Origin of the sequence: Oleiagrimonas sp. (assembly GCF_027858935.1) — a bacterium.
Classification (GTDB): domain Bacteria; phylum Pseudomonadota; class Gammaproteobacteria; order Xanthomonadales; family Rhodanobacteraceae; genus Oleiagrimonas.
Genome location: NZ_JAQIBU010000123.1, coordinates 1 through 18,168 on the forward strand (window position 1 = coordinate 1; position 18,168 = coordinate 18,168).

The following is an 18,168-nucleotide window of genomic DNA, read 5'->3' on the forward strand; positions in this document are numbered from 1 at the left end:
TGCTGGCGCTGATGATGGCCGTGGGGCCGTTCGGCGACACCGAATACACGCCGGCAATGCCGGCCATCAGTCATTCGCTGCACGCCGGCTACGGCATGGTGCAGCTGACCATGACCTCCTACCTGTTCGGATCGGCTGTCAGCCGCCTGCTCTATGGCCCGCTCTCGGACCGCATCGGACGCCGTCCGGTGATGCTGTCCGGTGCGGCAATCCTGCTGCTGGGCGCGGTGGTCTGCCTGCTCAGCTTCAATGTCTGGACGCTGATCGGGGGGCGCCTGGTGCAGGGCATTGGCGCGTGCGCCGGCGGCGTGATTGCAGATGCGGTAGTGCGTGATGCGTTTGCCGCCGACCGCCGCCAGAGTATCTATGCGCGCATCAATGCCGCTTTCGCACTGGCCCCTGCCGTGGGTCCGATTGCCGGCATCTATGCGGTCGAATGGGTGGGCTGGCACGGCAATTTTGGCCTGCTGGTGCTGTTGTCGGCGTTGCTGGTGGCCGTGGTCTGGCTTTTCCTGCCCGAGACCAAGCCGAATCGGGATCGAGACGCACTGCAGCCCGGGACACTGCGACGCCATGTCTTTGAGGTGCTCTCCACGCCTGATTTCGTGCTCTATGCGGTGTTGGGTGGCCTGTGTGTCGGCGTGGTGTACACCGCATTGATCGGTGCGCCGGATCTGGTGCTGACGATCCTGGGCCGTGGCAACTTCGCGATCATGATTGTTTCGGTGGTCATTCTGACAGCGTTCGTCACCGGCGCGGGGATGAGCGCACTGTTCAGTTCACGGGTATCGCCGGATGTGTTTATCGGCGCTGGTCTGGCGGTGTTGCTGGTCGCCTCAGCCGGGTTGATGCTGGTCGCGTTGCTGATCGGAAAACAGGGCACGCTGGCCAACTATCTGACACCGATCGGTGCCTGCTTCGTGGGCGTCGGCCTGGTGGTCCCGGTTTCCACCGCACGAGCCATGGCACCGTTTGATGAAAACACCGGAATGGCCTCCTCGCTGCTGGGCAGCATCCAGATGGGCGTGGCAGCCCTTGGCACGCTGGGCATGGGCCTGCTGCATCAGGGCGCCGGGGAGGATATCCCGATCGTGTTCCTTGCGTTGGCCGGCATGGCCGGGCTTCTATTCATGGGTCATCTTGCATGGCGGGGCTTGTCTGCGCTTCGCGCGGCCTGAGCAGGCAGGCATCTCGACCCGATCCAGTAGAAAGTGCGCCCTCGTGAGGCAGCCCAGTTTTCATCCGATGCCCGGGGCCGGGCATCGGATGGCGACTGTTGAAATGGTTCATCCCCGGCCTTCCGGGCGGGTCTGGAAAACGGCGCGTTGCCCCGGTGGCTGCCGGGTTGATCGCGGACGGCAGCGGGCATCGTCCTCGCCCGTCATGATCAATAGCGTGGGACGGTACTGTCGATCTGCTCTGCCCACGCGTCTATGCCGCCCTCGACATTGTGCACCTGGCTGAACCCGTGTGCGGCAAACTGCTCGGCCACGCCGCGGCTGGACCGGCCGTAATGGCACAGGAACGCTATCGGTGTGTCCTTGGGCAATGCGGCGAAGGCGGCTTCGCCTTCTTCTTCCAGCGAGCGGGCGCCGGCGAACGGGGCCAGCGCGCGCTGGTCGGTCGGACGCACGTCGATCACGGTGATGTCGCCTGCATCCACGCGCTGCTTCAGCTCGCTGACACTGAGATCGTGCACCTCGGTGGCCCCGGGGAATCGCAGGCTCAAGCCTGCACCCTGCATGGTTTCCACCCAGTCGATGACGATGCCTCGCGCACGCTGGGCACTGCCCGGGTCGAGGTGGATCTCGATATCGTTGGCGACCGTGACAATGTCGTGTTCCGAGGCCGGTTGCAGCTGGAAACCGGCATTGTGATCAGCGCTTATCGACAGATGCAGGACCATGCCATGCGCGTCCTTGGTGCCTTCCCGGATGGCTTCGGCGGCCTTGTCGGTGAGCGTGATTTCAGGCGGCGTGCGATCCGGTACCTCGGCGCCAAACAGGGTATGCAGTTCGCCGGAGGCGTACATCTGGCGGACGATGTCGGAACCGCCCACCAGCTCCCCGCCGATGTAAAGCTGCGGAATGGTCGGCCAGTCGCCGAAGACCTTGATGCCCTCGCGGATCTCAGGGTCTTCCAGCACATTGATCGTGTGGTAATCGTCCAGCACGTCGTCCAGCGCGCCGACGGCGGCGGCGGAAAAGCCGCACATGGGCTGTTTGCGGTCGCCCTTCATGAACAGCACCACGCGGTGCGCGTCGAGCAGGGACTGGATGCGTTCGCGGGTGGCGGAATCGAGGGACATGGGGAAATACCGTGATGCGATGGGAAGGGGCCGCCATGATATCGCGAATGCGTTCGCAATCCGATGAGGCGGGCCGTCGCGGTCGGCAGGGGGTTCAGCTGCGCAGTTGCTCGAGCAGGGTGCGTGCCAGCGGCAGCAGACGTTGGCTCCACAGGGTGTACTGTGCGGCGGAGGGGTGCAGGCCGTCTGCAGCCAGCATGTCCGCAGCGTCCCCGCAGGCCCGGGACAATGCGGTCACGTCGGCCCAATGGGCCCCAGCGCGCAGGGTCTGGTCGCGAGCGATACTGTTGAAGGCGTCCACTTGTGCGGCGGTGGCCACGGTGGAATGACCGTTTTCACGAGCAAAGCGGGTTACGCTCCAGTCCGGGATCGAGATCACCATGACCTGCTTGGAGCGATCCCCGGCAAGGTGGACGGCGCGTTGCAACAAGCCAGCGAACTGCTCGCGGTATTGATTCGCGTCGCGGCCGCGATATTGGTTGTTGACACCGATACCCAGGCTGACAAGTGCATAGGGCGGTTGCAGTCCGACCGCGTTCATGCCGGCGGCCAGTTCGTCGGTCGTCCACCCGGTGACGGCAATGATTTGCGGATCCTCGATGGCTTCGCCTTCGGCCCGCAGGGCCTTCGTGACCTGCTGTGGCCAGCGCAGGTCCGCGCACACACCTTCGCCGATGGTGTAGGAGTCGCCCAGCGCCAGGAAAGAGGAAGGTTTACGCGACCGGATCATGACGATCAGGGTACGCGATTCGGGCGCGGACTGCGCGTGGCAACGATGCTTCAGGCCGAGGCGCGCAGTGTGCCAGGGGTTTCCCCGGTCATCCGGTCGAGGACCCGTTCGATGCGCACGAACACCTCGCGCAATTGATCGGGCTCGGGCAGCAGGGTCAGGCGAAGGTGACGGCTTTGCGGAACATTGAAGCTGGACCCGGGTGCAAGCAGCACCGACTCGTCCTCGAGCAGTCGCAGTGCGAACGTATTGTCGTCGAATTCGGGGATCCGGTCGGCGCGCACGGCGGGATAGGCATACATCGCGCCTCTGGGCTTGACCATTTCAAGGTGGGCACTGGTGGCCACGCCATCCAATGCGGCCTGACGCGCGCTGTGCAGGCGTCCGCCAGGGGCCAGCAGCGGACCAATGGTGTCCGGGCCTTCCAGTGCCGGGCGTACCGCCCATTGCGCGGGCACGTTTGCGCACAGCCGAAGCGCGGCAAGCAGCTGCAAGGCATCGCGCAGGCCCGCCGTTCGTGCGGTGCTGCCGGAAAGCGTCATCCAGCCGATGCGGAAGCCGCAGGCGCGATGCACCTTCGACAGACCCGAGAAGGTCAGGCAGGGCACCTGGCCGGCCAACGGTGCGATCGGCTGGAACTCGGTACCGTCATAGACAAGCTCGTCATAAATCTCGTCGCACAACAGCATCAGGCCATGGTGATCGGCCATGGCGACGATCTTTTCCAGCACCTTTCGTGGGTACACGGCGCCGGTCGGGTTGTTGGGGTTGACCAGTACGATCGCCCGGGTGCGCGGACCGATCAGGGATTGGAGCTCGTCCAGGTCCGGCTGATGGTCGTTATCGGCGGTGCATTGATAATAGGTGGCGCGTCCGCCATTGAGGACGGTGGCCGCGCTCCACAAGGGATAGTCGGGACTGGGCAGCAGCACCTCATCGCCGGGATCCAGCAGCGCGCGCAGGGTGATATCGATCAGTTCGCTCACGCCATTGCCGATGAAGGTACGCTCGGGAGTCACGTCGCAAACGCCCCGCGCGTGCTGGCGCGCCACGATGGCGTCGAGCGCCTCGCGGATGCCCTGTTCGCGGGCGTAGCCATCACTCTCGCCCAGATGCGCCTGGATGGCCTCGACCAGGTGCGCGGGGGCGCGGAAGCCGAAACGCCCGGTGTCGCCGATGTTCAGGTGCATGATCGAGGCGCCGTTCGCCTCCATTTCGCGTGCGCGGCGTGCAAGGGTTCCGCGAATTTCGTAGTGAACGTCGACGAGGCGGGAGCTGGAATGGATCGGTTTCACGGGCATGTGCGATCTGGGGGATGTTCGCGCATGCTAGCAGCGCGGCCGGTGAATTTGGGCGCCTGCGAGACCTTCTGGAGGCACAGGCAGGGCATAATCGTGGCATGAGTCCGGTTACCGACATCGACGCGCTGCGCAGCATCGGCTGGCGCGAGGGCGCGCCCGAAGTGCGCGTGGCGCGCGTGGTGGCGCAGCATCGCGCAGGGTACGAGGTGCACGATGGCCACGACGTGTTCGCCGCGCAGCCGGATGGACATTTCCTGAAGCGGCGCATGGATCCGGCCGAGCGCCCCGCAGTGGGCGACTTCGTGCTGCTGGACACGTCGGAGCCGCCGGTGATCGTACGGATCCTGCCGCGCCGTTCCACGCTGACCCGGGCGGCGGCCGGCGAACGCTATGCACGGCAGCTGATCGCCACCAATATCGACTACGTGCTGGTGCTCACCGGCCTGGACGGCGATTTCAATCCGCGCCGCATCGAGCGCTACCTGCTGTTGATCGAGGGCTCCGGCGCGCAACCGGTGGTGCTGCTGACCAAGGCCGACCGCTTCGAGGATGCCGAGGCGCGTTTTGCCACACTGCGCGAACGCCTGCCCGAACGCACGCCCGTGCATGCCATCAACGCCAAGGATGCGAACAGCCTGCAGGTGCTCGGCCACTATCTGCAACCGGGCGACACCGTGGTGCTGGTCGGCTCCTCCGGCGCCGGCAAGTCGACCCTGACCAATACCCTGCTGGGCGAGAAACGCATGGCCACCGGCGCGGTGCGCGGCAACGACAGCCGTGGCCGCCACACCACCACCCACCGCGCACTGCTGCAGCTGCCCGGCGGCGCCTGTCTGATCGACACGCCCGGCATGCGCGAGCTCAAGCTCACCGGGGAGGAGTCGCTGGACCTGGTCGCCGACATCGAGGAACTGGCCCTGCGCTGCCGCTTCGCCGACTGCGCCCACGAGGGCGAGCCGGGCTGCGCGGTGCAGTCCGCCATCGCCGCCGGCGAACTGGACGCCGAGCGCTGGCGCAACTACGTCAAGCTCAAAAGCGAGCGCGAGACCCAGGCGGCGACCCTGGAGGCGCGCCTGAAGCGCCAGGGCCATGCCAAGACGCCCGGCCGCCGGTCGGGCACGCGCGGCCGCGGCGACGCGGACTGAGGCCTCCACGGCCAGTTCCGGGATGACCGGTTTGCCAGCTCGGCGTTGCCGGACGCCGCGCTGGTGCTAGCATGCGTGTTTCGGCCCTTCGTGGCCTCATCTCCCAACTCCTGCAGCCCACATTCCATGTCCAAGATCTCCAAGGAACTCGCACAGGCGGCGCTTGAATATCATCGCCTGCCCCGACCCGGAAAGATCCGCGTTTCGCCGACCACCTCGCTGATCAATCAGCGGGAACTGGCGTTGGCCTATTCGCCGGGCGTGGCGGCGGCCTGCGAAGCCATCGTCGACGACCCGCGCCAGGCCGCCGAACTCACCGTGCGGGCCAACCTGGTGGCGGTGATCACCAATGGCACTGCGGTGCTGGGGCTGGGCAACATCGGACCGCTGGCCGGCAAGCCGGTGATGGAAGGCAAGGGCGTGCTGTTCCAGAAATTCGCCGGTATCGATGTGTTCGACATCGAGCTGGACGAGAACGATCCGGACAAGCTGGTCGACATCATCGCCTCCATGGAGCCGACCTTTGGCGGCATCAACCTGGAGGACATCAAGGCGCCCGAATGCTTCATCGTCGAGAAGAAGCTGCGCGAGCGCATGAAGATCCCGGTGTTTCATGATGACCAGCACGGCACGGCGATCATCGTCGGCGCCGCGGTCATCAATGCCTTGCGCGTGACCGACAAGAAGATCGAGGACGTGCGCCTGGCCACCTCCGGCGTGGGCGCGGCAGGCATCGCCTGCCTTGACATGCTGGTTTCGCTGGGCCTCAAGCCCGAGAATATTCTGGCCGTGGACCGCGACGGGGTGCTCTACAAAGGGCGCGCCAGCCTGGATCCGGACAAACAGCGCTATGCGCGCGACACCGACAAACGCAGCCTGGCCGAAATCATGCAGGGATGCGACATCTTTCTGGGCCTTTCCGCCGGCGGCGTGGTGACGCCGGAGATGGTCGAAACGATGGCCGAAAAGCCGATCATCCTTGCGCTGGCCAATCCGGATCCCGAAATCCTGCCCGAGGACGCACACAAGGTACGTCCGGATTGCATCATCGCGACCGGACGTTCGGACTACCCCAACCAGGTCAACAATGCGCTGTGCTTCCCCTACATCTTCCGGGGTGCGCTGGATGTCGGTGCCACGGTCATCAACGAGGCGATGAAGGTGGCCTGCGTGAATGCCATCGCCGACCTGGCACGGCGCGAGGCCTCGGACGTGGCCGCGCGGGCCTACGGGGGCCGCGTTCCCAGCTTTGGTCCCGAGTATCTGATCCCGCAGCCGTTCGACCCGCGCCTGCTGGTGCAACTGCCGCCAGCCGTGGCCCGGGCCGCCATGGAGTCGGGCGTGGCCGAACGTCCCATCGAGGATCTGGACGCCTACCGTGACCGGCTCTCGCATACGGTCTTCCGCACCGGCCTGACCATGAAGCCGGTGTTCGACCGCGCCAAGGCCGAACCGCAGCGGGTGGCCTTTGCCGAGGGTGAGGAAGAGGTCATTCTTCGCTCGGTGCAGACGGTGGTCGATGAAGGACTGGCCAGGCCGATCCTGATCGGGCGCCCGGACGTGATCGCACAGCGCATCGAACGCGCCGGCTTGCGCCTGGAGCCGGGCCGCGATTTCGAGATGTGCAACATCCATTCCGACCCGCGTTTCGACGACTACTGGCAGCATTACCACCGGCTGATGGAGCGACGCGGCATGACCCCGGCTCATGCCAAGGCCGTGGTGCGTTCGCGCAGTATCGCCATCGCCGCATTGATGGTGGAGCGCGGCGACGCCGATGCCATGATCGGCGGCCTGGTGGGGCAGTACCACCGCAAACTGCGCTACATCACCGATATCATCGGACTGGATGAAGGCGTCAAGCAGGCCTCGGCGATGTCGGCGGTGGCCACCGACAAGGGCGTGTTCTTCTTTCTCGACACCTACGTGCAGGAAAATCCGGATGCCGAACAGATTGCCGAGGCCACGCTGTTGGCGGCCCTCCGGCTGAAACTGTTCGGGATCCAGCCGAAGATTGCATTGCTGTCGCACTCCAATTTCGGCAGTCGTTCCAGCGAGGCCACCTGCAAGATGCGCGATGCGCTGCAGCTGATCCGTGCGCGCTCGCCGAAACTCGAGGTGGAAGGCGAGATGCAGGCGGACGTCGCGCTGGATGCGGATGTGCGTGCGCGCCTGTTTCCCAATTCGCTGTTGTCGGGCAAGGCCAACATGTTCGTGTTTCCCAACCTGGATGCGGCCAACATCGCCTACAACATGACCCGGCACATGACCGACGGCGTGGTGATCGGGCCGATCCTCATGGGCGTGGCCCGACCGGCGCACCTCCTGACGCCGCAGGCCACGGTGCGACGGGTGGTCAACATGACCGCCATGGCCACCGTCGAGGCACAGATTCGCAAGGGTCTGTGGCGCAGCGAGGACTGATCCGGACGGGTCAAACCGGCCGCAAAAGGACGTTCGCGTTGGCGACATGCGGCGCGGGCGGTAAACTTGTTGGACTTGCCATGGCGTAAGCGGCATGGCCATTCGTATTCGATAGCAGTCGATGCCCGTATCCAAGGGTGTCGCGGAGGTAAACCCATGGATCAGATGCAGGACAGTCTCGACCAGGATCTCGACCCCACCGAGACCCGGGAATGGATCGATTCGCTCAGCGCGGTCATCAACGCCGACGGGCCGGAGCGGGCACATTACCTGCTTGATCGCATGGTCGAGACCACCCGTCGCGCGGGCGGATACCTGCCGTTCGACACCACCACCGAATACGTCAACACCATTCCGCCGCACATGGAGGCCAAGAGCCCCGGCGATGCGGCGCTGGAATGGCGCATTCGCTCGATCATCCGCTGGAATGCCATGGCGATGGTGGTGCGTGCCAACCGCAAGCCCGGTGATCTGGGCGGCCACATTGCCAGCTTTGCTTCCAGCGCGACGCTGTACGACGTTGGTTTCAACCACTTCTGGCGCGCGCCCAGTGAAGACCACCCGGGCGACCTGGTGTTTTTCCAGGGGCACTCCAGCCCCGGCATCTACGCGCGATCGTTTCTGGAAGGGCGGCTGAGCAAGGAGCAGATGGATCTGTTCCGGATGGAAGTTGCCGGCAACGGCCAGGGCCTGAGCTCGTACCCGCACCCTTGGCTGATGCCGGAGTACTGGCAGGTGCCGACGGTTTCGATGGGACTGGGTCCGATCCAGGCCATCTACCAGGCGCAGTTCTGGAAGTACCTGGAGCATCGGGGCTTGATGCCCAAGACCGACCGCAAGATCTGGTGTTTCATGGGCGACGGCGAGTGTGACGAGCCCGAGTCGCTGGGCGCCATTGCGCTGGCCGGTCGCGAAAAACTCGACAACCTGGTGTTCGTGATCAACTGCAACCTGCAGCGCCTGGACGGCCCGGTGCGTGGCAACGGCAAGATCATCCAGGAGCTGGAAGGCGGCTTCCGTGGCGCCGGCTGGAACGTGCTCAAGCTGATCTGGGGAAGCTACTGGGATCCGCTCCTGGCACGAGACGACAAGGGCATCCTGCGCAAGCTGATGATGGAAACGCTGGACGGCGAGTACCAGGCTTGCAAGGCCTTCGGTGGCGCCTACACGCGCGAGCATTTCTTCGGCAAGTATCCCGAGACCAAGGCCATGGTGGCCAACCTCTCCGATCAGGACGTCTGGCGCCTGAACCGAGGTGGCCATGATCCGCACAAGGTCTACGCCGCCTACCACACTGCCACCCACACCGAGGGTATGCCCACGGTGATCCTGGCCAAGACGGTCAAGGGGTACGGCATGGGTGATGCCGGTGAATCGCAGAATCCGACCCACCAGCAGAAGAAGCTGGATGACGAGGCCGTGCGCGCCTTCCGCGATCGCTTCAACATCCCGATCGAAGATGACCAGCTCGATGACGTGCCGTACTACCACCCCGGCGTGGACTCGGAAGAAGTGCAGTACATGCTCGAGCGTCGACGTGCCCTGGGCGGCGCCTTGCCGCAGCGCCGGCGCACCTCCGACAAGGAGTTCAAGGCCCCGGACCTGGACTACTACAAGCAGATCACCAAGGGCAGTGGCGATCGCGAAATCTCCACCACCATGGCGCTGGTCCGCGGCATCAACCTGCTGCTTCGCGACAAGCAGATCGGGCCTCGCGTGGTCCCGATCGTGGCCGATGAGGCGCGCACTTTCGGCATGGAGGGCATGTTCCGGCAAATCGGCATCTATGCGCCGGAAGGCCAGAAGTACCGCCCGCAGGACGCCGACCAGTTGCTCTACTACCGCGAGGACGAGAAGGGCCAGGTACTGCAGGAAGGCATCAGCGAGGCCGGCGGCATGAGTGCCTGGATGGCGGCCGCCAGCAGCTATTCGGTCAGCAACCAACCGATGTTGCCGTTCTTCATCTACTACTCGATGTTCGGTTTCCAGCGCATCGGTGACCTGGCCTGGGCCGCGGGCGACATGCGTTCCCGGGGTTTTCTTGTCGGTGGTACCTCCGGACGCACCACCCTCAACGGCGAGGGGCTGCAGCACGAGGATGGCCAGTCGCACCTGCTGGCAGGCGCGATTCCCAACTGCAAGGCCTACGATCCGACCTTCTCGCATGAGGTCGCGATCATCCTGCAGGACGGCGTGCGCAGCATGCTGGCCGATCAGGAGGACGTGTACTACTACCTCACCGTGATGAACGAGAACTACGAGCATCCGGAAATGCCCGAGGGCTGCGCCGAAGGCGTGCTCAAGGGCATGTATCTGCTCCATGACTCGGGCAAGAGCACGACCAAGGGCAAGGGTGCCAGCGTGCCGTGCGTGCAGCTGATGGGTTCGGGCGCGATTTTGCGCGAAGTCATGGCCGCCGCCGATTTGCTGAAGGAGGACTTCGGTGTCGAGGCCGACATCTGGTCTTGCACCAGCTTCACCGAGCTGCGACGCGATGGTTTCGACGTCGAACGCTGGAACCGCATGCACCCCGAAGCCAAGAAGCCGCGCCAGGCCTACCTGAGCGCATGCCTGGAAGGTCGCAAGGGGCCTGTGGTGGCTGCCACCGACTATGTGCGGGAATTTGCCGACCAGGTGCGCGCTTTCATGCCGGACGGTCGGCACTACACCGCGCTGGGCACGGACGGGTTTGGCCGCAGCGACACCCGGGCGCACTTGCGTGGGTTCTTCGAGGTCGACCGCTACTGGGTCGCCCATGCGGCGCTGGCAGCACTGGCGCGCGAGGGCGAAGTCACCGCCAAGGATGTGGCGAGGGCCATCAAGCAGTACAAGCTGGATCCGGAAAAACCCAACCCGGCCACCGTCTGATCAGCATTGCACCGGACCTCCCCGGGTCGGGGCATCCCGGACTTGATCGGAGGACGTCGATCTGGGCTAGAATGGCCATGCGTGTCGGATCAGGCCTACAGCACAATGGGTATTAATCCGGCATACACCGCGTCGGGTGAGGCGCACACTGAACCTGTCTTGAAGATCATGGCTTGGATGAGCTGACCGTTGGTCCACCCACAGGATGTTTGGGAGATCGTCTTGACGCACGCAAACCGGCGAGTCGGCGGCAAGGATGCCCGCCGACCCACCCAAACTGGATCGCGCACGAGATGATGCAGCGGATTGTCTACAGAATCACGCGTCGTGATGACATGTGGGCCATGCGCTGCATGGCTGAGTCCATGGGCTCGTTCATGTCACGTGAGCGCGCTATTCGATTCGCCTGCCTCTTGGCACAGCGCAATTACCAGTCCAACGGCCGCCCGGCCGTTGTCCGCCTGTATGACGGCGATGATCCAGTCGACATCCTGTTGCTTGGCGAAAAGGATCCCGCCGCCAACGCGCTGGCCTGGATCCGGCGCGTCAGCGCGTTGCGCAAATTGCATGAGGATGAGCAGGGATCGGTGGGAACATCCTCCCGCGTCGCCTGAACCCCTGCATGTAGCGCTGTTTCGCGTTACCAGACGTTGTTCCCGTCAAGCTCCCGGCCAGATCACGCCTTGCGTGCGTTGTGAGGCGCGGCACCTGCTGCGTTCCCTGCATGCAAGTTGCCGCACGCTCACGCCGCCGGCCGGGGTCAATAACGCCAGCTTTTCAGGTCCGCCCCCTTGGGTGCGCGCCGGTCCATGAAATCGACCATGCGCTGCAGCAGATCGCTGCCGCGTGGCCCCCAGCAATGCGGCGCCATGGGCTGGAACACCACGGTGGCGTCGGCCTTGGGGTGCGTCGTGTGCTTGAGGAAGGCATCCATCATGCGCACGCCCATGTTGAGGTAGTAGGTGTCCATGTCGCCGACGTAAATGTGCAGCTTTCCGGCCAGTTGTGTTCCGATCTCCGGCCATCGCTTGGAAAGGATGTGGCGCAGATCGTAATGCTGCTTCCAGTAGGCGGCGACGTTGTGGTCGATGACGCCCGTGCGCTTGTTCCAGATTCGCTGTGGATAGCCGTCCTTGCCCACAGGGCCGAATGTGGCCTCCCAGATGTCCCACTGGCCGCCGGAACGTGAATGATCGCCCACGGCCAGCTCATAGTGGTTCTCGTCTTTCATCATCGAGGTGATGTTGCCGTCGGTCTTGCGCGTGTCAGGGCGCTCCACGCGGACCCAGCCATGCTGCTTGTAGTACGCGTTCTTGTCCTTGTAGATGTTTACGATCTGGTGGTAGCGAAAGTCCAGCGAGTCCGGACATTCGGCAAAGCTGCCGCCGTAGAAACGGGGGTGGAACACCTGCAGTGCCACCGCGATCCAGCCGCCGGTGGATCCGCCGGTGAGCTGGCGCGCCCAGGGCTTGCCGATGACGCGGAACCGCGACTCGATTGCGGGAATCAGTTCCTTTTGTATGGCGTCACCGTAGGGGCCGTCATTGGCCGAGTTCACGGCATAGGAGTCGTCGTAGTATGGGGATGGGTGCTGAAGCGTCACCACGATCACGCGCGGGGTGTTGTCGGCCAGCCAGTACTTGCGGAACTTTGAATGTGGCCGGTCAAAGCCCATGGGCGCATGCAGCGAGAAGTGGCCCTGGTCATAGATGATCGGGTATTTCACATCGGGATGACTGGCGTAGCCGCGCGGCAGCAGCACCGTGGCGCCTAGGTCGATCGGGTGGCCCCACCACTTGCTCAGGATCGCGCTGCGGATCCGGAATCGTTTCACGTATTGAGTGTCGGGTGGAATCTTCACCGGCGGGATGATGTGGTCGGCGAGTAACTTGATCGGCGTGCTGGAGTGGGGATCGAAGTGCACCTTCGCCGGCGTGCCGTAGATGTTGCCGGGCGAGTGCTTCCAGTCCTGGCCCTCCCAGTGGTCCATGTGCATCCACACCGTATGCCCGTCAGCGCGCTTGAAACGGGTGTAGATATTGACGAATGGCTGCATCCAGTAGTCACCGGCCGGCAAGTCGGCGAGGCTGGTGACGGGGGCACCGAAGTCGGACGCGTCAATTACGGCATCCTGACCCGGCTGCAGTGCCGTGACGTTGTGCCCGAACAGCGGCACGCCCGTGGGCTGGGTCTGCTCGATCGGCGGCGTCGCGTCGCTGCGGCTGATGGCGACGTAGACGCGGCCGGTGATCGGTGCAGCGTGGGCCTGGCGACTGAAGCGGATCTCGATGCGCGGACCATGCGCATTCGCTGCTTTTGCGCAGGTCAGCGGCAGGGACAGCATCAGTGCGCACACCAGCAATGCGAAGGGACGTAAGGTCATGCGAGCCTCGTTGGCAGCGGCGGGGATGGGCATCCCCGGGATATGTTTTCCGATGGTACACGAGCAGCCCTGGTAACCGTGTCACTGAGGCGCGGACTAGGTTGCTTCCTCGCCGGGAGCCTGTCGTGGTGTTTCCAGCGTCTGGCGCTGCCGCAGCACAGGGAACATCCACATCCACAGACCCACCACCAGCAGCGTGCCGAGTCCGCCGATCACCGCGGAGCCGACCGCGCCCACCCAGGCGGCGAGCAGGCCGGACTCGAACTCGCCCAGCTGGTTGGACGTGTTGATGAAGATCGAGTTGACTGCACTCACGCGACCGCGCATGGCGTCGGGTGTATCCAGTTGCACCAGCGCGCCGCGGATGACCATGCTGACCATGTCGAAGGCGCCCAGCGCCGCCAGCGCCAGCAGCGACAGCCACAGCATGTCCGAAAGCGCGAATACCAGGGTGGACAGGCCGAAGGCCGCGACACAGGCGAACATGATCATGCCGACCCGGCGCTTCATGGCGTGATGCGCCAACCATACCGACATCAACAGCGCGCCGACTGCAGGCGCCGCACGGAGCAGGCCCAGACCCCAGGGCCCGGTATGCAGGATGTCGCGTGCGAAGATCGGAAGAAGCGCCGTGGCTCCACCCAGCAGCACTGCAAACAGGTCCAGCGAAATGACTCCGAGAATCGCCGGGCGCGCGCGAATGAACCCGACGCCGGCGAATACCGTCCTTAGCGTGGCCGGCTCCCTTCGCGGTGGACGGTGGTCGTAGCGCAGACTGGCCAGCAGCAGCAGCGAGAGGAGATAGAGTACGGCGGCGCTGGCGTAGACCACATCCGGACCGGCCACATAGAGGAAACCGCCCACCGCAGGTCCGGCGATCATCGCCACCTGTCCGGCGGAGGCATTCATGGCCATGGCGCGCGGAAGTACGGATTCGGGCACCAGGCCCGGGACCATCGCCTGGCGCGTGGGGAACTCGAATGCGCGTGCCAACCCGATCAGGAACAGCAGGCACAGAATCGTTTTCTCGTCCAGCCAGTGCATCCAGCTGCCCGTGGCCAGAGCCGTGATCGCCAACCACTCCAGGATCTGACAGACCACCACGATTCGACGACGATCGAACTGGTCGGCCACATGGCCGGCCGGCAAGGCCATCAACAGGGAAGGCACGAACTGCACCAGTCCGACCAGGCCCAGGTCGAACGCGCTTCCAGTCAGTGCATAGATCTGCCAGCCCACCGCCACCGAGAGCATCTGAAAGCCAAAACCGGACGCGAGTCGCGCCCCCCAGAAATGCACGAAGGCCGGGTAAGCGCGCAGGAGCTCGCTGTTTGCGGAGGATGGATTTGGAGGCATGCGGGAAAGAACCCTGCGGGTCGGTTCAGCGTAGCGGCTATGTTAGACTGGACTGATAAGTATAGTAATTAAAATCCCCACGACACACCCCCTCACATGGAGAATGCAACATGCTGAAGACTCCCGCTTGGGCCGCTCCGTCCGCCACCCAGCCCATCGAGCCGTTCGCGATCGAGCGTCGCGAGCCCGGTCCGCACGAAGTGTTGATCGACATCCGCTATTGCGGCGTGTGCCACTCGGATATCCACATGGCCCGTGATGAGTGGGGCGGCGGCAACTTCCCGATGGTGCCTGGGCACGAAATCGTCGGGGATGTGGTCAAGGTCGGTGACAAGGTCGAGAAGTATGCTGTCGGCGATACCGTCGGCGTGGGCTGCTTCGTGGATTCATGCCGCCACTGCGAGGCTTGCAAGGATGGCGAGGAGCAGTTCTGCAGCAACGGCATGAGCGTGACCTACGGCGGGTTCGAGCGCACTGACGGCAAGCTCGACAAGAGCCGCCCGACGTTCGGCGGCTACTCGACCCGCATCACCGTGGACGAGAACTACGTGCTGCGCGTGCCCGGGAGCATTCCGCTGGAACGCGCCGCACCGCTGCTGTGTGCCGGCATCACGACCTATTCGCCACTGCGTCGTTTCAACGTCAAGTCCGGCGACAAGGTCGCCGTGGTCGGTCTGGGTGGCCTGGGCCACATGGGCGTGAAGCTGGCCAAGGCCATGGGCGCACACGTGACCGTGCTCAGCCATTCACCGGGTAAGCACGACAGCGCCCTGGAGCTGGGCGCAGACGATTTCGTCGTGACCCGCGAGGAAGACGCGTTCGAGAAAAATGCCGGTCGCTTCGACTTTATCCTCGATACCGTGTCGGCTGGACATGACTACAATGCCTATCTCGGATTGTTGCGTCGTGGCGGCACCATGGTGCTGGTTGGCCTGCCGGAGCCGCAGGCCCTGGCTGCCGGTTCACTGATCCTCGGCCGCAAGCAGCTGACCGGCTCGCTGATTGGCGGCATCGCCGAGACCCAGGAAATGCTCGACTTCTGCGCCGAACACGGCGTGGCCTCGGACGTCGAAGTGATTGCCATGGACCAGATCAACGAAGCCTACGAGCGCATGATCCGCGGTGATGTGCGTTACCGTTTCGTGATCGATATCGAGAGCCTGCGCAAGGCGGGCTGATCCCTGCCCCCGCCATGCGCAGATGCACTTGAGCTGCGTCATGGCGGGGGCTATCGTTGCCTCAAGGACCCGCAGCGAGGCAAGGCCATGAACATTCGAACGTGCATCCCGGCCGTCATGGCGACATGTCTGGCTGGTTGCGCCTCGCTGGCCGCTTCGAATCTGACGAACGCTCGCGCGGACCAGTATCAGGCTGCGGCCGGCAAGCCGGTCTCTTCCATGTACCTGGTCGATCGAAACTTCTATTCCTGGAATGCGATCAACGATCATCAGATCGTGGCCTTTGTCACCCGGAAGAAAGCGTACCTGCTGGACTTGCCGCCTTGCCCGGGACTGGTTCAGTCCAGTGCCATTTCCTATACATCGCAAATGAACCGGGTCAGCGTCAACTTCGACAGCATCACCACCGAACGCGGCGGCGTCCCGTGTAAGATCCGCAGCATCCGCCCGATCAATCTGGATATGATCCACGGAGCGCAGACGCATGCAGCGACGCACGGTCAGGCGAGTTCCAAGCCGGTGGATCGTCACGATTGAGGATGTACCGGCTGAAGGCCGGCACCACAGCCGATACACTGGATGGACTGGCGGCGCGTCCGTCGATCCGGAGCAGATTCGATGCATTCATCCAGCTTGCGCCGCGTAGCGGCATTGATGGTCCTCGGTGCAGCACTCGGCGCGTGTTCCAGAGGCCCCACGCCCCAGCAGCAGGCGGCGCAACACAAGGCGGCTACAGAGGCCCAGGCCAGTAAGGTTCTGGACTCGTACCACCAGATGATCAAGATGGACAGTTACAGTCTGGCGGTGCCGCTGGGCGAAGAAATCCTGTCCAAGTACCCCGGCACCAAGGCGGCTGCTGTGGTCAAGGCCAATCTGGATCAGATTCGCGCCAAGGCCCAGGCCAAAGCCGCGGCCCTGCGCCTGAAACGCCTGTGGGTGTACCAGGTCGCGCCCATGGGGGGCGGCACGCAAAGCACGGCGGCCATCCAGGTCAGCAAGCCACCGGCGCTGGATATGCGGTTGATCTTGCGCCGACATACCCAGTGGGGACTGAGCGTGTTCCTGTATGCCGAGGGCAGCAACGGGTTCATCTGCAAGGGACGGTGCAGCGTCCCCGTGCAGTTCGATGAGCACAAGATGCATTTCAAGGCCTACGTGCCGCAGGGTGGACGTCCGGCGCTGATGTTCAACCATGAAAAGGCGTTCATCGCGCAACTGCAGAAGGCCAAGGTGTTGCGCATCAAGGTGCGCATGAAGGGCCAGGGTGAGCGCGACCTGATGTTCGAGGTCGGTGGCTTCGATCCCTCCAGTTGGAAGCCGCTCCCGGGCAAGTGACTCTCCGCCAAGCACGGGTCGGTGGCGGGATCGCAATGTCCGGCGTTCCCGTATCCGGCCTCATCCTTGCCGGCATCCGGCTCAGTGCAGCACCAGACGCTCGGTCAGTCGGGTCAGGGGATATTGCACCCCGGCATGGATGCGTGGCGGCAGGTCCAGTGGCTTGAGCAGCATCTTCACGGTCATCTCGGCCGGCAGATTGCGTTTGATCAGTTGATAGATGCGCGAGCTGGCTTGTGCGAAAGCGACCGGGTCGGCGTTGAGCTCCGGATGCCGCCATGCGAACACGTGCCGCAGGGCGATGTCGCCGTCCTCGTTGCGGATCTCCTTAAGGCGCCGGTACAACGCGCCGAGGATGCGCCAGCGCCCATTGTGCTCGCGTTCCTCGTAGACACGGAAATACTTGTAGAAATGACTGTAGTGGCGCACTTCATCACTTTTGATGTGCCCGGTCAGCTGTTTCAGCACGGGCTCCTCGGTCTGTGTGTGGATTGCGCGATAGAGACTGGCGGTCCCCGTCTCGACCACGCAGCGTGCGGCCAGTTCAAGGCCGCGCCGTTCCTCCAGGTTTTCGCTGGTGCATACTCGGCGGTATTCGTCGAAGAAGCCGGCGAATGCGCGATCCCAGTCGAAACCGGGCCAGGCGTGACGCACATAGGAAGCCAGCGCGCGGCCATGTTGCAACTCCTCCTGTTCCCACTGCTGGCCCAGCCAGTCCTGTACGGCCGGGTCGCCAGCGTAATGCTTGACCAGGTTGCGGGTATACAGGTCCGAGCCGCTCTCGATGAAGGAGGAAGCGCAGATCAGGCAGATCAGGTCATCGTCGGCAAGAGCCTTGGTGGCATCGAAAAGGGAAAAGTCGATGTCCTCGAGTTTCCATGGAAGCGCGGTGCCTTGGTTCATGATCGAATCCTCTGCTCCTGTCTGGGCGCAAGTGCGCTGCGCCGTACGAGCTTGCCGATCAGCATAGCCATGACCTGGGTGGACTTGCCAGCGTCTATCGGGCTTGCGTTCAGTGAACGATGGTGACCGGCACGCGAGCGCTGTTCAGGATCTCATGCGAGACCGAGCCGACCAGCCAGCGCGCCAGTGCGCCGCGATCGTTGTGTCCGATCACCATGTGATCGATGTCGTGGGCGG

15 protein-coding genes are annotated in these 18,168 nt (G+C 64.0%); 8 read left to right on the forward strand and 7 right to left on the reverse strand.

All coding sequences use genetic code 11. The annotated features are described in order from the left end of the window. On the forward strand, window positions 1-1,178 hold a 1,178-nt coding region (locus PF446_RS04660; protein WP_298070083.1), incomplete at its 5' end, for a multidrug effflux MFS transporter. Between the two features lie 209 nt (window positions 1,179-1,387). Here the strand turns inward: PF446_RS04660 and grxD are convergent. From grxD to PF446_RS04675, 3 genes are all read right to left on the reverse strand, one after another. Continuing rightward, on the reverse strand, window positions 1,388-2,308 hold the full coding sequence (gene grxD / locus PF446_RS04665) for a Grx4 family monothiol glutaredoxin (protein WP_298070084.1): 921 nt from the start codon (window positions 2,306-2,308) through the stop codon (window positions 1,388-1,390). 94 nt (window positions 2,309-2,402) lie between these two features. Next, entirely contained in the window at window positions 2,403-3,038 is a 636-nt protein-coding gene (locus PF446_RS04670) for an SGNH/GDSL hydrolase family protein (RefSeq protein ID WP_298070085.1), read from the reverse strand. Between the two features lie 50 nt (window positions 3,039-3,088). Beyond that, complete coding sequence (locus PF446_RS04675; protein WP_298070086.1) at window positions 3,089-4,339, reverse strand: aminotransferase class I/II-fold pyridoxal phosphate-dependent enzyme; 1,251 nt, start codon at window positions 4,337-4,339, stop codon at window positions 3,089-3,091. A gap of 98 nt (window positions 4,340-4,437) precedes the next feature. Here PF446_RS04675 and rsgA point away from each other — a divergent pair, with 98 nt between their 5' ends. The 4 genes from rsgA to PF446_RS04695 all read left to right on the forward strand — a co-directional run bounded on the left by rsgA (window position 4,438) and on the right by PF446_RS04695 (window position 11,390). Next, complete coding sequence (gene rsgA, locus PF446_RS04680; RefSeq protein WP_298070087.1) at window positions 4,438-5,484, forward strand: ribosome small subunit-dependent GTPase A; 1,047 nt, start codon at window positions 4,438-4,440, stop codon at window positions 5,482-5,484. Between the two features lie 126 nt (window positions 5,485-5,610). Further along, a complete protein-coding gene (locus PF446_RS04685; protein WP_298070088.1) occupies window positions 5,611-7,908 on the forward strand; it encodes an NADP-dependent malic enzyme in 2,298 nt (765 codons plus the stop codon). 156 nt (window positions 7,909-8,064) lie between these two features. Continuing rightward, a complete protein-coding gene (gene aceE, locus PF446_RS04690) occupies window positions 8,065-10,776 on the forward strand; it encodes a pyruvate dehydrogenase (acetyl-transferring), homodimeric type (protein WP_298070089.1) in 2,712 nt (903 codons plus the stop codon). 173 nt (window positions 10,777-10,949) lie between these two features. Then, window positions 10,950-11,390: a hypothetical protein gene (locus PF446_RS04695; protein WP_298070090.1), complete on the forward strand. Its 441-nt coding sequence runs from the start codon at window positions 10,950-10,952 to the stop codon at window positions 11,388-11,390. A 146-nt stretch (window positions 11,391-11,536) separates the two neighbouring features. On the opposite strand, the gene PF446_RS04700 is transcribed toward PF446_RS04695, so the two are convergent. Together PF446_RS04700 and PF446_RS04705 are read right to left on the reverse strand one after the other, a co-directional pair. Continuing rightward, entirely contained in the window at window positions 11,537-13,159 is a 1,623-nt protein-coding gene (locus tag PF446_RS04700) for an alpha/beta hydrolase-fold protein (protein WP_298070091.1), read from the reverse strand. 96 nt (window positions 13,160-13,255) lie between these two features. Then, entirely contained in the window at window positions 13,256-14,515 is a 1,260-nt protein-coding gene (locus PF446_RS04705) for an MFS transporter (RefSeq protein ID WP_298070092.1), read from the reverse strand. 110 nt (window positions 14,516-14,625) lie between these two features. Between PF446_RS04705 and PF446_RS04710 the strand changes: the two genes are divergently transcribed. From PF446_RS04710 to PF446_RS04720, 3 genes are all read left to right on the forward strand, one after another. After that, window positions 14,626-15,693 carry an NAD(P)-dependent alcohol dehydrogenase gene (locus PF446_RS04710; protein WP_298070093.1) on the forward strand — a complete coding sequence of 356 codons (1,068 nt, stop codon included), beginning with the start codon at window positions 14,626-14,628 and terminating at the stop codon, window positions 15,691-15,693. 87 nt (window positions 15,694-15,780) lie between these two features. Further along, window positions 15,781-16,230 carry a DUF6491 family protein gene (locus PF446_RS04715; RefSeq protein WP_298070094.1) on the forward strand — a complete coding sequence of 150 codons (450 nt, stop codon included), beginning with the start codon at window positions 15,781-15,783 and terminating at the stop codon, window positions 16,228-16,230. An 81-nt stretch (window positions 16,231-16,311) separates the two neighbouring features. After that, window positions 16,312-17,028: a hypothetical protein gene (locus tag PF446_RS04720; RefSeq protein ID WP_298070095.1), complete on the forward strand. Its 717-nt coding sequence runs from the start codon at window positions 16,312-16,314 to the stop codon at window positions 17,026-17,028. 81 nt (window positions 17,029-17,109) lie between these two features. Here the strand turns inward: PF446_RS04720 and PF446_RS04725 are convergent, their stop codons facing one another. Both PF446_RS04725 and PF446_RS04730 read right to left on the reverse strand, forming a co-directional pair. Then, window positions 17,110-17,931: a ferritin-like domain-containing protein gene (locus PF446_RS04725; protein ID WP_298070096.1), complete on the reverse strand. Its 822-nt coding sequence runs from the start codon at window positions 17,929-17,931 to the stop codon at window positions 17,110-17,112. Between the two features lie 109 nt (window positions 17,932-18,040). Beyond that, window positions 18,041-18,157, reverse strand: coding sequence for a universal stress protein (locus PF446_RS04730; RefSeq protein ID WP_298070097.1), 117 nt, complete (start codon window positions 18,155-18,157; stop codon window positions 18,041-18,043). Between the last annotated feature and the right edge of the window lie 11 nt (window positions 18,158-18,168).

What these genes read in the sequence shown, in the direction of transcription:
- grxD (WP_298070084.1), bottom strand. Translation starts at nt 2,308, where the DNA reads ATGTCCCTCGATTCCGCCACCCGCGAACGCATCCAGTCCCTGCTCGAC.
- PF446_RS04670 (WP_298070085.1), bottom strand. Translation starts at nt 3,038, where the DNA reads ATGATCCGGTCGCGTAAACCTTCCTCTTTCCTGGCGCTGGGCGACTCC.
- PF446_RS04675 (WP_298070086.1), bottom strand. Translation starts at nt 4,339, where the DNA reads ATGCCCGTGAAACCGATCCATTCCAGCTCCCGCCTCGTCGACGTTCAC.
- rsgA (WP_298070087.1), top strand. Translation starts at nt 4,438, where the DNA reads ATGAGTCCGGTTACCGACATCGACGCGCTGCGCAGCATCGGCTGGCGC.
- PF446_RS04685 (WP_298070088.1), top strand. Translation starts at nt 5,611, where the DNA reads ATGTCCAAGATCTCCAAGGAACTCGCACAGGCGGCGCTTGAATATCAT.
- aceE (WP_298070089.1), top strand. Translation starts at nt 8,065, where the DNA reads ATGGATCAGATGCAGGACAGTCTCGACCAGGATCTCGACCCCACCGAG.
- PF446_RS04700 (WP_298070091.1), bottom strand. Translation starts at nt 13,159, where the DNA reads ATGACCTTACGTCCCTTCGCATTGCTGGTGTGCGCACTGATGCTGTCC.
- PF446_RS04705 (WP_298070092.1), bottom strand. Translation starts at nt 14,515, where the DNA reads ATGCCTCCAAATCCATCCTCCGCAAACAGCGAGCTCCTGCGCGCTTAC.
- PF446_RS04710 (WP_298070093.1), top strand. Translation starts at nt 14,626, where the DNA reads ATGCTGAAGACTCCCGCTTGGGCCGCTCCGTCCGCCACCCAGCCCATC.
- PF446_RS04715 (WP_298070094.1), top strand. Translation starts at nt 15,781, where the DNA reads ATGAACATTCGAACGTGCATCCCGGCCGTCATGGCGACATGTCTGGCT.
- PF446_RS04720 (WP_298070095.1), top strand. Translation starts at nt 16,312, where the DNA reads ATGCATTCATCCAGCTTGCGCCGCGTAGCGGCATTGATGGTCCTCGGT.
- PF446_RS04725 (WP_298070096.1), bottom strand. Translation starts at nt 17,931, where the DNA reads ATGAACCAAGGCACCGCGCTTCCATGGAAACTCGAGGACATCGACTTT.